The organism is Rhodovulum sp. YNF3179 (genome assembly GCF_050586465.1).
Lineage (GTDB): Bacteria > Pseudomonadota > Alphaproteobacteria > Rhodobacterales > Rhodobacteraceae > CAJXYS01.
Map to the genome: position 1 here is coordinate 520,307 of NZ_JBOCEG010000001.1, position 15,209 is coordinate 535,515.

Sequence of the window (15,209 nt, forward strand, 5' to 3'; positions counted from 1 at the left end):
GCTGCGCCTGCATATCACCCATGTCACGCGGTACAGCTTCGACGCGCCCGTGCCCTACGGACTTCAGCAATTGCGCAAGACGCCGAAATCCGGGCGCGGCCAGGAAATCCTTTCCTGGGAGACACGGGTGGAGGGCGGCCGCAAGGAGCTGAGCTTCGAGGATCACCACCACAACACCGTCGAACTCGTCAGCTTCGAGCGGGGCACCACCGCGCTGACCGTGCGTTGCGAGGGCGCGGTGGAGATGACGGAAACCCACGGCGTCATCGGGGCCCATCGCGGGCCCGCGCCGCTCTGGCTTTTCGGGCGCGCGACGCCGCTGACCCGGGTTGGGCCCGAATGCCGGACGCTACTGAAGGGGCTCGGCGACGGCCCGTATCTCGACCGGCTCCACGCGCTCTCGGCGGTCATCAGGGAGAGGGTCGCCTATGAAATCGGTGCCACCCATGCCGGCTCGACGGTCGAGCAGGCGCTCGCCGCGGGCCGCGGCGTTTGCCAGGACCACGCCCATATCTTCGTGGCCTGCGCGCGCGAATTGGGGGTTCCGGCGCGCTACGTCTCGGGCTATCTGATGCTGGACGACCGCACCACGCAGGAGGCAGCCCATGCCTGGGCCGAGGCCCATCTCGAGGGACTTGGCTGGGTAGGCTTCGACGTCTCCAACGGGATATCGCCCGATGCGCGCTACGTGCGGGTCGCCACGGGGCTCGACTACGCCGAGGCCGCGCCGGTGCGGGGCACCACCTATGGCGGGGCCGGCGAGGCGCTCTCCGTCGAGATCGAGGTGGCACAGCAGTAAAGGCCCGCCATGACCTATTGCGTTGGAATGATGCTCGACCGCGGGCTGGTCTTCATGTCCGACACGCGGACAAATGCGGGGCTCGACAATATCTCGTCCTTCCGCAAGCAGCATCGCTGGGCTGCGCCCGGCGACCGGGTCGTCACCCTGATGGCGGCGGGTAACCTGGCGACCACACAGGCGGTGGTCAGCATCCTGGATGAACGCACCAAGGCACCGGAAGAGCGCCAGCCGTCCCTGATGTCGATGCCCTCGATGTTCCAGGTCGCGCGGCTCGTGGCCGATACGCTGCGCGAGGTGATCAGCCAGCACGCCGAAACCGGCCAGCGCGCCGATTCGAGCTTCAACGCGACGCTGATCCTGGGCGGCCAGATCGCCGGCGGCCCGCCGCGGCTTTTCCTGATCTATCCGGAGGGCAATTTCATCGAGGCGAGCGCCGACACGCCCTTCTTCCAGATCGGCGAGACCAAGTATGGCCGGCCAATCCTCGTGCGGGCCTATGACCCGGCGATGGGCTTCGACGAGGCGATGAAGCTGCTGCTGGTAAGCTTCGACTCGACCGTGAAGGCCAACCTGACCGTCGGCGCGCCCTTCGACTACCACCTCTACGAGGCCGACAGCCTGGCGGCCGGCCCGACCGGCCGGATCGAGGCCGACGATCCCTATTTCGAGAGCCTGTCGAAACGCTGGGGGGCGGCGCTGAAAGAGGCGCTGGAAAACCTGCCGCCCTTCGACGGGGCGGGGTGACGTCGCAGATCCGATAGCCTGATCCATCGGCACCGCCGTCGAGGCACCGTCCCCCGCCGAGATGCCGGCGCGTGGCTCCGTCGCGACGACGCGGGGGGACGGGCGGTGTCGTCGTTCCCGCCGACGGGCAAGCCGGCCCGGCCCTGTCAGCCCGTGTCCGAAACCTGCCGCACCACATCCGTCACCGAGCCGTCCCTGTATTCCGAAACGGCGACGATCCGGCCATCCGGGCGCGGCGGAGGATGCCTGGTCGCGACGGTCGCGGCCCGCGATACAAGCTCCCCGATCGCGATGACGGGCAGCCCGGCATGCCGCAGCCTGTCCGCAAGCTCCGCGCGGGCCGGGTTCACGGCGATCCCCGCCTCGGTCACGATCACGTCGACGGTGGCCCCGGGCGTGGTCACCGTCGTGACGGCGGGCACGATCTTGGGAAAACCCGCGGCCGTCAAACGCGTCGTGACGACGCTGAGGCGCGCGCCTGCGGCGGTGTCGGCATGGCCGCCCGACCCGCCGATCAACAGACCGCCGGCCTTGGTGGTGACGTTCACGTTGAAATCGAGATCTACCTCGGCCGCCCCCAGAACCACGGCGTCCAGCCGGTCCACGACCGCGCCCCCGATATGCGGCCCGGCATAGACGGCGGCCGACACGGCCTGGTGGCGCAGGTCGTCGCGATAGGACCGCACGGCGGCGAGATCGAAGCACTGCACGTCGAGCAGCCCCGCGAAAAGCCCCGCGTTCAGCATGTCGACGTGGAACCCGGTGATCCCGCCCGAGCAAAAGCTGCCGGTGATGCCGCGCGCGGCCATCTCGCCGCCGACAGCGGCCGCGGTCGCCAGCGAGATGCCGCCGGCGCCCGTCTGGAAGGAAAACCCGTCGGTCATAAGGCCGCTGGCCGCGATCGCAGCCGCGGCCCGGGCGCCGATTTCGAGGCTGACCGGGTCTTCCGCCGGGCGCGTGGTGCCCGATGCGATCCCGGTCGGATCACCGATACGGTCGATGCAGACGACCCCGTCGACCTTGTCCTGCGGGATGTCGATTGCCGGGGCAGGGTAAGGCACGAGCGTGTCGGTGACGGCGATCACCCGGCCGGCGACCGCGACATCGACCATCGGGTATCCAAGCGTGCCGCAGGCGGTCTGTCCGGCGCGGCCCGAGATATTGCCAAGCGCATCGGCCGCGGGCGCGGCGATGAAGGCCACGTCGATCGCCAGATCGCCGCGGTCGAGGGCGCGCGCCCGGCCGCCATGGGTGCGCAGGATGACCGGTTCAGCCAGGCGCCCCTGGCTCACCGCCTCGGCGACCGGGCCAGAGATGTAGCTGGCCGAGAGCCGGGTCACCGTGCCTTCGCGGATATGGTCCACCAGCGGGGCATGGACCGGGAAGATCGAGGAGGCCGCCACGTGCAGGTTCCTTATCCCGCGCCGTGCCAGGGCCTCCAGCACCCGGTTCAGGACCGCGTCTCCGTTGCGAAGATGATGGTGGAAAGAGATCACCGCGCCGTCCGATAGGCCGCTGGCCGAGATCGCGTCGTCGAGATCGGCGTGCAGCTTGGCCCGGCGCGCGCCGGTCTTGGCCGCGGCAAGGCGGTCGGCGTGGCCGTCCGCCGGCGTACGGATCGGCCCGTAGCCTGGGATGCGCTTTGGTAACTCCGGCATGAGCATTCCTGCAAAGATGGAACCGGGCGGGTTTCGCGTGCCATCGGGTTGCGATGGACCGTTCCCATTAAGCACGCGCGACGGGCAATGCCCAGACGCAGCTACGCGGGCTGGTCCGCCGTCGCCACCTTGCGCCGCGGGTCAGGCGGGGCCCCGCACCGACCCTCGTTGCTGTTGTCAGTTCGGAAGGGTCTGATACCCTTCTGCGGTGAAAATGTCATCGCGCGTGGCATGTCGCACCCCGCCCGGCCCGGAGCCCGCAGATGCGGGAAGACGGCGGTGGGCGCTTGCCGCGTGCGGCCGAACCCCTGACGGGCCGCGCCTGCGGGAGATGAGCACATGAACCGGTCCCTGCGTCGGCGTTTCGCCGCACGGAACAAGCCGAAGAAGAAGATCGTCCTGTCCTGGGACAGCGCGCGCGCGCGGATCGCGTCGATGCGGGCGCTGGCGGGGCGTCCGGCGCAGAACCCGAAGATGCTCGAGAAGGTCAAGACCGCGCTGGCGGGGCAGCTCGATCGCGCCCGGGAGGAGGGCCGGCCGCTCAAGGAGCATGTCGGCGCGGCGCGGGACGGCACCCACGCGCTGGAGGTCGCGACGACCGAGCTCGACCGGCAGGACGAGGCCGGCATCGCCGGCGCTCTCGGCGGGGCGCCCGCCTGCCGGATGGGCTGTGCCTTTTGCTGTGTCCTGCGGACCGGCCCCGAGGACAGCGGTCTTCTCGTGACAGAGGCGGAGGCCCGGCGGGCCGGCGCCGCGCTGGCCAAGTTGCAGGGGCAGCCCGACGGGCGCAGCTGGATCGCGCAGGCCTGCCCGGCGCTCGATCCCGAGAGCCGCGCCTGCCGGATCTACGAAAGTCGTCCGGTCATGTGCCGATCGGTCTACAACACCGATGCGCAGCCCTGCGCCGATCTGGTGCGCAGCGGCGGCGCGCGGGGCTACACGCTCAACTCGGACGCGGCGGACATCCATTACCTGGCCCATGCCATCGGGGTCACAACCGTGGGCGAAGGGGCGACCGGAACGGTCTACAGCTTCGCGCGCTTCGCGGGCGAGGTGATCGACGGGGCCGGGATCGACCAGGCGCTGAGCCGGGCCCGGTTCCCGAAGGGCACCATCGACAAGGAAGTGCTGGTCAAGGCCGATTGACCCGGCGCTGCGGCCCTGGCCCTGGGGAACGGCGCCCGCGTGGGGCGGGCAAGGGGGCGGGTCCCCCGGATGCCAAACCGGCCCGCCCTGCGACCGGGCCCGCTGTCCCGGCCTCGGGGGCTAGTGACCCTGCGCCAGGATATCGGGCCTTTTGCGCTGCGCCGCCACGCCCTCGGCCTCCACCTGGTCATGCAGCCACGCGGAGAATTCGCGGATCATCGGGTCGTCCTTCCGCGTGTTCGCATACGCGACCGAGTAGATCACGAAGGGCATGGTCACGGTATCGAACAGCCTGACGAGCGTGCCGTTTTCCAGCGTGCCCCGGACCACCGCGTCATAGGCAAGCGCCACGCCCTGTCCCTTCTCCGCCGCGGTCGTGGCCAGCTCGCAATTCGGAAAGGTCGGGCCCCGGGGAAAGGCGGGCGGGTTGACGTCCGCCGCTTCGAACCACTCGCCCCAGGCATCCATCGTCTCGTCATGCATCAGCGTCGCCCGGCACAGGTCCTCGGGGTCGTGAAGGTTTTCGCGTTCTTTCAGGGCCGGGCTCGCCACGGGATAGCGGGCCGACTGCATCAGCGGTTCGGTCACCACCCCCGGAACATGCGCATCCGCCCACTGGATCACCACGTCGGCCCCGTTCGAGGAGAAATCGGTCGACGGCGCCCCGTTCGAGACGGAAATCCGGATCCGGTCACCGAAGGCGAGATCGCCCAGGCGCGGCACCAGCCAGCGGGCGGCGAAACCGGGTGTGCAATGCACGCGGAAGGGCTTGCGCCCAGCCTCCTTCACCGTGCGGGTGGTTTCGTCGAAGAGGTCGAGAAGCGCCGTCACTTTCCGCGCATAGGCCTGTCCGGTCAGCGTCAGTTCGATCCTGTTGCCGGACCGACGGAAGAGAGCTGTATCCAGGTAGTTCTCGAGCGCGCGGATCTGGTGGCTGACCGCCGACGCGGTCAGGCAAAGCTCGTCCGCCGCATCCTTGATGCTTCCCTTGCGGGCCGCAGCCTCAAAGGCGCGGACGGCGGCAAACGGCGGAAATTCCCGTGTCAAAACGCCTTCCCCTGTAACCGCGCCCATTGTTTAATTCGCCAAATATGGCACATACGGGGATTTTGCTCAATTCTCGCGCCATTCCTGGAAACAGGCATCCCGTAAATACTGAAATCCCTTTCCTGTCGGGACCGCGGTTCGGCGGCGCCGGGCGCTTTCACGATCCCCCGGGTTGGCCTGTGCGGGTGTGACGGACCCCCGGCGCGCGGGAGGATACCGCGCGCCCCGCGATGCCGATCAGGACCATCCCAGGCGGTGGATGTCGATCTCGTATTTCGGGTGCTGCTCCGCGCCCGTCACGCCGCTCTTGTAGTGGCGGAAAATGGCGCGGAAATAGGGAATGATCGCGACGCCGTCATCGACCATCATCTGTTCCAGCTCGGCCATCACCTCTTGCCGCGCGGTGTCGCCGGCAATCGCGTTGGCCTCCGACAGAAGCGCGTCGAACGCTTCGGAGCGGTAACCCGCCTCGTTCCAGGTTGCCGTCGAGCGGTAGGCGAGGTTGAGGTTCTGAATACCCGTCTCGCGATGGCCCCAGTTCGTGGACGAGAACGGATACTTGGTCCAGTCGTTCCAGAAGGTCGAGCCCGGCATCACGGTGCGCTTCACCCGGAAGCCGGCATCGCGCAGCTGCGCCGCAACCGCGTCGGTCGTGGCCTTGATGAACCCGTCATCGATGGAGATCAGCTCGTGCTCGAAATCCATCATGCCGGCCTCTTCCATCAGGCGGCGGGCTTCCTCGACGTTTCTTTCATGGCCCGGGATATCGGCGTGGTCGGGGTTCACGCCGGGTGCGACGTGATAGTTGTTGTTCGATACGCTGCCACGGTTCGAAAGGCCAAGCTCGAGCGGCACGGTGTTGTCGACCGCCAGCTGCAGCGCCCGGCGCACGCGCACATCTTCATAAGGGCGCATGCCATCGACCTCGGCCTCCTGGTTGGGGCGGATCACGACGGTGGCCGCGGTGCCGATCTCGCTGCGGGTCCAGCCGATCGTGTCGAAAATTTCGAGGAAATCGGCCACCGTTTCGTAGACCATGTCGAACTCGTCCGAGTCCGCCCCCGCCAACCAGGCGGCCGGGTCGGTGCCGTAGTCCAGGAATTCGACCCGGTCCAGCCAGGCTTCTCCCCAGTAGGTGTGATCGGGGTTCTTCACCAGCACGACCTTTTCGCCGACGCGAAACTCATCGAAGACGTAGGCCCCGGTGCCGATCCCGTGGTCCCCGACCGAGGTGCCGATAAGGTCGCGATGCATGATCGCGGCCGGGTAGTCGGCCATGCCGAACATCAGCGTGCCATCGGGGTGGCGCAGGGTCAGCCGGACGGTGTGGCTGTCGACGATCTCGACCGCCCCGTCCGCGGCGACGCCGTTCTCGACCAGCGCGGCCATCCGTGTCGCCATCGAGTTGCCCTCGACCGCCTCGTCGCACCAGCCGATGACGTTCGCGGCCACGTCCTCGGCGGTGAAATCGTCGCCGTTGTTCCACTTGACGCCTTTTCGGACGTTCAGCGTGTACACGGTGGCGTCGTCATTGGCCTCCCAGCTTTCCAGCAGGACCGGTTGCAGGGTGCCGTCGCGCTGAACTTCCGCCAGGTACTGGATGATGCCGCGGGTCTGGTTCGCCATCTCGGGCCAGTCATAGGTGCGCGGATCCTTGAGTTCACGGCAGTTCATCTGGATGCGCAGCGTCCCGCCCATCTGCGGAGACGATGCCCGCGCTTCGGCGTTCAGGCCGATCAAGCCGTAGGCGGTCGTGGCGGAGACGCCGAGCGCCGTTGCGCGGCCAAGGAATTCCCGGCGGCTCAGCAGTCCCTGGCGGTGTTCGCGCGCATGCAGCTCCGCGGCCGGATGGATACGCCCCTGTTGGGTTTCGAGTTTGGTCATGGCGCGTCGTCTCCCTCGTTTGTCAAGCTGACCCCGGCTGTCTGGCGGCGTCGATCCGGCCGAGACGCGTCCGGTATTTCCCACGCAGTCTGTTCCCTCGTGGCGTTGTCCAGTTTTGTCCGGTCACGAACTGCCCGGAACTCTCGCGACAGATAAGGTGAATCGTGATCGCGGCAAGAAATCTGTCGCCCGCGGGCCGGCCCGACCGGATCGCCCGCACGGACGATGACCGCCTTGTCGCTTGGCTTTCGACACGCCCCGCCTTGCAGAGATGCTTCCGCCGCTCTCGCCTCACGCGGCGTCGCCGCCCGAGATCGCGGCCGTCGGGGAACCGGGCTGCCGGCGGGCTGCGACGTTCGCGGTCGGCGCCTACTCTTGGATCGACTCGAGGTAGTAGACCAGGGCCAGGATCCGTCCGCGCCCGACCATGTCCGCGGTCTCTCCGCGCTGGCTGCTTGCCGAGGCCTGGAAGCGTTCGCCCCAGATGGGCATATCGCCCCCGTGGGCACGAACATCGCGACCGTCAATGAGTTTCAGCGTGTTGTTGAACGGGAAATCGCCCCCACCGGTACGCTCGGTGATCTTGGTCAGACTGGGGGTCTTGATCTGGAGAAGACCGGCGAGGGGGCCGTCACCCTTGCCGGACTCGCCGTGGCAGCCGGCACAGGCCACCATATACTCGCGCGCCCCGGCCTCGATCGTCGCGTCCTGGGCAAGGGATTGGGCGGGCATAGCGATGAGGAAAGCACCAAGTATCGCGTAGAACCTATTCATTTCCAGAACTCCTCTCTCTGAGTGGAAACATGGTTTAAATGGTCTGCGACTGAATACTGTAACGCGAAGCCTACACAGCCCCGCCGCGAAGCTGATTGATTTCGATCAAGGTCCCAATCCCGTTGCGGAGAACCAATCCGGTTTTCCGGAATTCTCGAACGGAAATCCTTCGGTAAGCTGATCCCCGCGCGACCCGAAAACACGCCGCGGGGCAGGGAGGGGAGCACCCCGCCCTCGTTTCGGATCATTTCCGCGATCGTTGTTCGTCAGGGCAGGAAAATCTCCCGCACGCGAACCGGGATATCGAGGATCGCGACGGTCTCCTCCGATCCGTCGAAGATCGCCGCGAGGTCCGCGATCGAGATGGACAACGCGTAGGTGCCAGTCAGCGGTTTTCCCATGGCGCCGCTCATCACGACGTCGGTCAGGCTGTCATAGCGGTAGATCCGGTAGAAATCCGGGTTGGCTGCCGAAAACGACTTCGCTTCGCTGGCACTCCAGACGCGGTTGCCGGTTGTGTGGTTCAGCGTCATCTCGAGCGCGTCGTCGCCGAGGGTCAGCTTCCAGCTATCGAGGCTGGTGCGCCCGCCATTCGCCGGACCGCTGATGGAGGTGGTGCGCGAGACGTCCGCCGGAACGTTGACACCGTAGGGATCCGTCCCGGGCGGTTCGGTCGAATAGGTGCGCAGGACGAAGATCCGGACGCCGTCGCCGTCGACCTGTTTGCCGAGACCGAGGAAGACGACGGCCCGGCGGCTGGCCGGGTCCAGCGCCTTGCCCTGAGCGTCGAGCATCAACATCCCGTCGACGAAGGATACAAGCAGGTTGGCGTCCTTGAGCGGCCCGCGTGGAAAGCCGATCGGCGCCCATCCGTCGGGCATGAAGGCTTGCACGGCGGCAGCGTCGGCCTTGACGCCGACGATGACGCGGCTGTCGACATTCGTGCCCGCGAAGGTTTCCGCACGGGCTGCAGACCAAGATGTTCCAAGGATAACGACGGCCAGAAGAACGACCGCTGGACCCAGAATCGAATTTCGCATGGAAGGCCTCCCTTTCTGCATCATGGCAGGCAGACGGCGCCGGCCCGTTCCGCGACTGGAAGCATCGCTTTATCGCGACGCTTCCAATATGACGTGGATCAAGGCAGGCATTTTCGACAATCGAGACCTCTCGGCAAAAATGCCCTGCCAGGAAATGTGTTCGCCGATCTCTGCATCAGCCTTTCGAAGGTTTCACGATATGCGAAACCCTCCTTTCGCCGATTACTGCTGGATCGATTGCAGATACATCGCCAGTGACAGCACCCGGCCACGAACCTCGATCTCCGAGGCGTAGTCGCCCATGCCCTCGGCGTCGGCTTCGAAACGGTTCCCCCACACGGGCATCGGGTATCCGTGGCCATGGATGCCGGAGCGACCGTCGATCGTCATGATGACATCGAGCATGGGGAATGCGCCGTCATTGGCCGCGCTGAGCTGGGTGAGATCGCTGACCTCGACCGTCATGAGTTCCGCCAGCGGGCCGTCACCGGTTCCGGAAGCACCATGGCAGCTGGCGCATGAATTCATGTATTCTGCCTGCCCGGCCCCTGCATCCTGAGCCTGTGCGGGGACGGCGACCTGGAGGGCAAGAATGGCCGCGGAAAAGGTTGTGATGAATTTCATTATTCGCTCCCTGAATTCTATTTCGCCTCGACGCCAGAAAGATACTAGGAGTTGCATGTATTCCAATTGATTCAGATCAAGACCCGGCGGAACGGCCGTACAGGCCGGATCTGAAATTGGGGTCCAGGGTTCTTGAGGACCTGCCGAATGGCACCCATTTCGTTTCTGCGGGCCATCCATTGTGGTCCCATGCGATATCGCTTTTCATGGATATGGAGCGGCCGGGTGAACCCCTGCCGGCTGTTTCACCGTCCCAAGGGAGATCTGAAATGAAAAAGGCCATTCCGCCGCTCATGCTTGCCGCGCTGTCGATGGCGGCGATACCGGGCCATGCGCAGGAAAATGAGCGCCTTGCGGTCTGCGAGCTTACACGCGACATGGCCAAGGAAACGAATGACTTCACCCAGGAGCTGATGTTGATCCTGGTGCGGAGCCTCAAGGAAGACCTGTCCGACAGTGCGAGCAACCCGTATCTCGTCCAGATCGAGGAAGCGCTGAAGGAACGCCGCGCCAGCTTCAGCGCGCATGTGGAAAGGTTCCGCGAATTGTGCTGACGCGCCCGTGCCGGGCCGTCGAGCACCGTCACCGGACAAGCGCCGCGCCCCCGGCGGCCGCGCAGCCCTGCGCGATGTCAAATTGCACCATTCGCGCCGGGGTCTGGCCACATTCATATGGTGATCATGCGCTTCAACGGGGTGCTGCAACGCGCCCCGACCGGATAGGGAGCGTTCGATGGAACTGGCCAGACACGCCATCTTGACCCGTCTCTTCGGGCCATGGTCCCGGAGCCGCCGTTTTTTGCGGGACGACTCCGGCATGGCGCTTTCCGAGTATGTCGTCCTGCTCGGCTTGCTGAGTGGATCCGTCGCGGTGACGGTCATGCATTTCGGCGCGGCGCTCGCCGGCGCGTGGAGTTCCCAGGGCGCGTTCATTCAGTCCGGTCTCGAGGGGGCGGGGCGCGAGGAGCGCGGCGCCGTCACATCCCCGGCGGAGGAGCCCGGCCGGTGTCGTGGCGCTGGAATGGTGGGCAACCCTGGCAACGACAAGCAGGTTGGCTGTGCCGGCGAAAGGCCCGGTCGCGGTAAACGCTAGTTCGCGCCGGCGCACCACCTTGCGCGCGCCCGGCCGGCGGCCCACGCGACGGGCAGGAAGACTGAAAACACCGCGCCGAGAAACAGATCCTGCCCCATGAACGCCACACCGAGCGCCCCGATCGCCGCGAAAATCCAGACCAGGATCGCAAGAGCAATGCAGCCGAAAATATGCATAGTGCAAACTAGATTGTTTCCGGGTGGCGGGGTCAACCGCCCTTGCCGCGGCACATCCTGAGAATCCGGTCTTTCCGAATGCGCTCGGAACCGTAATTCGCCCTGATGATCCACGGATTTTCCTGCGCAGGGCCGTTCGCCGACAATCGCGGCAGGCCGTCTTTTCCGCGCTTGACGTCTGACCTGGAAAACAGGTGTTACCGAAATGCCGGTTGGTCACAAACGCATATTTTCGCCCTACCGTGATACACGGAAAAATGGTGCTTGTGTGTTGGTGGGAAATGGGACCACTATTTCCACGAAATAGGGTCTGGAAACTATTCAGTGCAGCGACGGAAGATTCTCATGTTCGATCAGACATACGGGCTTGTGCCGAGCCCCGACGACACTGGGGCCTTCCGTGGACTGCATGGCAAAGGGAAAAATCCGCGGTTCCTCTCGCGCAGCAGCGGTCTTGCGCTCGCGGCCGCGGCGCGCTTCACGAAAGCGTCGCGGAGACATTCCGCTCTGGCCCTGGTCGCCCTCGGCCTTCTGGGGGGCACGGGGCCAGCCTGGGCGACCTGCACAATATCTGGCGGCGCAAGTTCCGCTTCCGGGACGCTCGTGCCGAATTCCGACGATACGGTGGATTGCACCGCCAGCAACGCGGTCTCGATCGACAACGAGGCGGCAACCGGCGTCACCGTGACAGTCGACGGCGGAGCTGCCCTGGAGCCCACGCCGCCACTCAGCGCGATCAACCTGGGCGAAGGCGCAAAAATCTTCAACGATGGCATTATCGTTGGAAAGAATACGCCCCGAACCGGCACCATAGTCATCCGGGACGCAGGCAACCGCGTCGTCAACAGAGGCTCTATCCTGTCCACCAACACAGAAGCGATCGAAGGGTCGCTTTTCGCGAATCGCACGACCGGGGCCGTGCTGGAGAACAGCGGCATCATCAGCACGACCGCGAGCGGTGTCTCAAACGTAACTGCCGTAACTCTCGCGGAAAAAGCCCGGGTGATCAACTCTGGCGACATCCTTCTTTTTTCGGATGGTGACGGCGCTCCGGCTGCGCTGAGCGTATCTTCTGGCAGTGTCATAGAGAACGAGGCGTCGGGCAGAATTCAGGCGCGCTTGAGCTCCTCGCCGGTCAGCGGATCAGTGAACGGACTCTCGGCTGTCCGGATCGGTGAAGGCGCCGAATTGAACAACGCGGGGACGATCGAAGTCATCGATGTCGTAGGGAATGCAAGGACATCAGCCGTAAGTGTGTTCGGAAAAGGAAACATAGCCCGAATCGTGAACAGCGGCACGATCGACGCTTCGAGCGGACGGGATGGCATTCGAAGCAACGACGCGCTGCGTGTGGAGAATTCGGGAACCATACGGGGCGGTACAGGTGTCGCCGTAGCAATTTCTGACGGTGACGGGAGTTCCGTCCTCCTGCAGCAGGGATCGAGCATCGATGGCGACATCTCGGTCAGGTCGTTGGCGAGCGTGCGACTGACGGACGCCGAGTTGGGCAACAATCAGCAGGTCATCGACTTCTGCAACAATAACCCGGACGACAGTGTCTGCAACAGAGCGGTCCCAAACCTGCCGACGACGGCCACCCTCCAGCTGGAGGGAACGGGCAGCGAGGACGACCTGATCAGCGGCTTCAACGTCATCGAGGTGCGCGGCGACGGGACCTGGACGCTGGACACGGCGCTTCAGGCCGGGTCCGCCACGGACCAGTTCCAGACCGGCGATTTTCGAGGGCCGCTGGAAATTGACGTGCAGGGCGCTGGCGGTCTGCTCGACCTGACCGGGGTGATCTCGGACAATCCTGACGGCACGCTCGCGGAGGTCAAGAAACTCGGCCCCGGCACGCTCATCCTGACCGGAACGAACACCTACACGGGCGGCACCGAAATCAGCGCGGGCACGCTGCAGGTCGGGGATGGTGGCAATTCCGGCTCTATCACGGGCGACATTGCAAACGAAGGGACGCTCGTTTTCAACCGCAGCCGCCTGCTGACATATGGTGGTGAAATTTCGGGAAGCGGCGGTGTCGAACAAGCCGGAACCGGCGTTACCGTTCTGACCGGTGCAAACAGCTATACCGGCGGAACGCTGATCTCTGATGGCACGTTGCAGATTGGTGTTGGCGGCTCGATCGTGGGTGATGTGACCAATAACTCATTGCTGACATTCAACCAGGGCGCGAACAGTACATTTGGCGGTGATATCAGCGGCACTGGCACGGTGCGCAAAGTCAACCCGACCATTTTGTTCCTGACCGGGACAAACACCTATACGGGTGGCACGGAGATTAGAGACGGAACAGTGCAGATTGCCGGCGGCGGTTCGATCGTCGGGGATGTATCCAATAACGGGCTCCTGACGTTCAACCAAGCCAAAGATAGCACGTTCAGCGGCATTATAAGTGGCACGGGTGGGGTCAAGAAGGTGGGCGCGAACACCCTGACTCTTACCGGCGACAGTTCCGGGTTTGCCGGAACAACGACGGTCGATGGCGGCACGCTTGCAATCCAGAACAAGCTGGGCGGCGACGTTTCGGTTATGCCGGGTGGCACCCTCGCCGGGAATGGCTCGGTTGGCGGGTTGGACGCCAGTGGTACGATTTCACCGGGAACGTCTATCGGAACGCTGACCGTCAACGGCGACGCGGCGTTCCGCGCCGGCAGCACACTCCTTGCGGAGGTCGACCCGGCCGCAGTCCAAAATGCTGACCGTTTGGCAGTGAACGGGGACGTGACCGGCATCGACGATCTGACGATAGAGGTGGTGCCGCTCTCGCCGGGGCTGACAGCGGCCGATTACGTGGCGGCGAACACCTACACGGTTCTCACCGCCGCCGGAAGCATCGACGGTGACAATCCCGGGATCCAGCTTGACGGCGGTCTGCCGGCGCTGGTCGACGTCAATGTCGTCGGGACCCCCAGCGCGGACGGCCAGGTCGAGCTGAACTTCACGGATATCACGCTTGGTCAACTGTCGAAGAAGGCAAAGGTTCAGACCGGCAGCAAGAACCACGCCACGGTGGTCGGGGCCATTGCCAACACCGCCACGACGGCACCGACGACGCCATTGCCGTCGAGCACGACCACCACGGTCGGCCAGGCTGTCCAGACCCTGACGAACGCGCAGCTCGCCCAGCTGAACGACGTGCATATCGAACCCTTCTCTTCCTACCAGTCGGTGAGCCTCGAGGATTACGACATGGTCGCCGGGATCGTCCTGAGCGAGGCAGGCGGCGCCGGGCTGTCCTTTGGCGGGATCAGCGCGCCCGCGCAGCTTGCCGCGGCGACGCAGGATGTCGACGTGACACGCGGACCGATCGCGGCGCCCGGGGCCGACCGCGGCGTCTGGGGATCCCTGGCTTTCGTGGACGGGACCGTCGACGGTAAGGCCGGGGTCGGGAGCTTCGACTACAGCGTGAAAGGCCTCGTGCTCGGGGCCGATCTCGTCTCCGACGGTGTGATGCGGGCAGGCGTGTTCGGTGCGCTGAACCGCATGGAGCTTGGCGAACACGACACCGTCGATCAGGTCATCGAGGGCGACTCCTATCACGTCGGCGCCTATGGCAGCTGGCAGCGGGGCGACGGCCTGACCCTGAGCGGCGTCGTCGGCTACGCGTTCGGCGATCACGAGAGCACCCGCGTCGTGCCGGACGTGGGGGGCTTCACCGGCGGCACCGCCAGGGCAGAGTTCGACAGCCGCGGTTTCTACATCGGCGCCGAGGCTGCGCAACGCTTCGACCTGACGGGCGGGGTCGCGGTGACGCCCTCGGTTTCGGCGATCTTCGCCCAGGTCACCCAGGACGGCGCGACCGAAAGCGGCGGCGGCGATTTCAACTTTGCCCTGGACGAGAGCACGGCCGACTCCCTGATGACGACCGTGGGTCTGACCGCCGAGCGCCGGATGGAAACCGCGTCGGGCAGTTGGAAACTGCTCGGCTCGGCGCATTATCACTATGACTGGCTGGCGGCCGAGGACGCGTTCCATGACATCACGGCCAGCAATCCCATCACGGGCACCATCACCCAAGTGGGCCAGAACCGCGGGGCACATGGCCTGACGGCCGGGCTCGGCATCAGCGGCCAGCTGACCGAGTCCATCGCCGTCGGCGCGGGTTACGCCTATGGCTGGAACGAAGACGGCGAGGAGCATGCGCTGAGCGCGAGTTTCTCGATGACCTGGTGACCCGCGGCATGGCGCGGGCCGCCACGCG

At 65.5% G+C, this 15,209-nt stretch carries 13 protein-coding genes; 6 read left to right on the forward strand and 7 right to left on the reverse strand.

Going from position 1 to position 15,209, the window contains the following annotated elements:
- The first annotated feature begins 1 nt into the window (after position 1).
- Positions 2-799 (forward strand): transglutaminase family protein, encoded by a 798-nt coding sequence (locus tag ACQ5SP_RS02675; RefSeq protein WP_430936269.1) that lies wholly within the window; start codon positions 2-4, stop codon positions 797-799.
- Between the two features lie 9 nt (positions 800-808).
- Positions 809-1,546: a peptidase gene (locus ACQ5SP_RS02680; RefSeq protein WP_430936145.1), complete on the forward strand. Its 738-nt coding sequence runs from the start codon at positions 809-811 to the stop codon at positions 1,544-1,546.
- A gap of 146 nt (positions 1,547-1,692) precedes the next feature.
- Here the strand turns inward: ACQ5SP_RS02680 and citF are convergent, their stop codons facing one another.
- Positions 1,693-3,204 carry a citrate lyase subunit alpha gene (citF, locus tag ACQ5SP_RS02685; RefSeq protein WP_430936147.1) on the reverse strand — a complete coding sequence of 504 codons (1,512 nt, stop codon included), beginning with the start codon at positions 3,202-3,204 and terminating at the stop codon, positions 1,693-1,695.
- A gap of 339 nt (positions 3,205-3,543) precedes the next feature.
- On the opposite strand from citF, the gene ACQ5SP_RS02690 reads away from it, so the two are divergent.
- Positions 3,544-4,350: a YkgJ family cysteine cluster protein gene (locus ACQ5SP_RS02690; protein WP_430936149.1), complete on the forward strand. Its 807-nt coding sequence runs from the start codon at positions 3,544-3,546 to the stop codon at positions 4,348-4,350.
- A 120-nt stretch (positions 4,351-4,470) separates the two neighbouring features.
- Here the strand turns inward: ACQ5SP_RS02690 and ACQ5SP_RS02695 are convergent, their stop codons facing one another.
- The 5 genes from ACQ5SP_RS02695 to ACQ5SP_RS02715 form a co-directional block, all read right to left on the reverse strand.
- Positions 4,471-5,397, reverse strand: coding sequence for a LysR substrate-binding domain-containing protein (locus ACQ5SP_RS02695; RefSeq protein ID WP_430936151.1), 927 nt, complete (start codon positions 5,395-5,397; stop codon positions 4,471-4,473).
- A gap of 237 nt (positions 5,398-5,634) precedes the next feature.
- Positions 5,635-7,281, reverse strand: a complete 1,647-nt coding sequence (locus ACQ5SP_RS02700; protein WP_430936153.1) for an ABC transporter substrate-binding protein — start codon at positions 7,279-7,281, stop codon at positions 5,635-5,637.
- A gap of 369 nt (positions 7,282-7,650) precedes the next feature.
- Positions 7,651-8,055: a c-type cytochrome gene (locus tag ACQ5SP_RS02705; RefSeq protein WP_430936155.1), complete on the reverse strand. Its 405-nt coding sequence runs from the start codon at positions 8,053-8,055 to the stop codon at positions 7,651-7,653.
- Between the two features lie 266 nt (positions 8,056-8,321).
- Positions 8,322-9,095 carry a hypothetical protein gene (locus ACQ5SP_RS02710; protein WP_430936157.1) on the reverse strand — a complete coding sequence of 258 codons (774 nt, stop codon included), beginning with the start codon at positions 9,093-9,095 and terminating at the stop codon, positions 8,322-8,324.
- 222 nt (positions 9,096-9,317) lie between these two features.
- Positions 9,318-9,719 (reverse strand): c-type cytochrome, encoded by a 402-nt coding sequence (locus ACQ5SP_RS02715; protein ID WP_430936159.1) that lies wholly within the window; start codon positions 9,717-9,719, stop codon positions 9,318-9,320.
- A 269-nt stretch (positions 9,720-9,988) separates the two neighbouring features.
- Here ACQ5SP_RS02715 and ACQ5SP_RS02720 point away from each other — a divergent pair, with 269 nt between their 5' ends.
- Both ACQ5SP_RS02720 and ACQ5SP_RS02725 read left to right on the forward strand, forming a co-directional pair.
- The gene (locus ACQ5SP_RS02720) at positions 9,989-10,273 is read left to right on the forward strand and encodes a hypothetical protein (protein WP_430936161.1); all 285 of its coding nucleotides are present in this window, start codon (positions 9,989-9,991) and stop codon (positions 10,271-10,273) included.
- 178 nt (positions 10,274-10,451) lie between these two features.
- Positions 10,452-10,811: a Flp family type IVb pilin gene (locus tag ACQ5SP_RS02725; protein WP_430936163.1), complete on the forward strand. Its 360-nt coding sequence runs from the start codon at positions 10,452-10,454 to the stop codon at positions 10,809-10,811.
- On the opposite strand, the gene ACQ5SP_RS02730 is transcribed toward ACQ5SP_RS02725, so the two are convergent.
- A complete protein-coding gene (locus ACQ5SP_RS02730; RefSeq protein WP_430936165.1) occupies positions 10,808-10,987 on the reverse strand; it encodes a hypothetical protein in 180 nt (59 codons plus the stop codon). The genes ACQ5SP_RS02725 and ACQ5SP_RS02730 overlap by 4 nt on opposite strands.
- A gap of 345 nt (positions 10,988-11,332) precedes the next feature.
- Between ACQ5SP_RS02730 and ACQ5SP_RS02735 the strand changes: the two genes are divergently transcribed.
- A complete protein-coding gene (locus ACQ5SP_RS02735) occupies positions 11,333-15,181 on the forward strand; it encodes an autotransporter domain-containing protein (protein WP_430936167.1) in 3,849 nt (1,282 codons plus the stop codon).
- Positions 15,182-15,209: the final 28 nt, after the last annotated feature.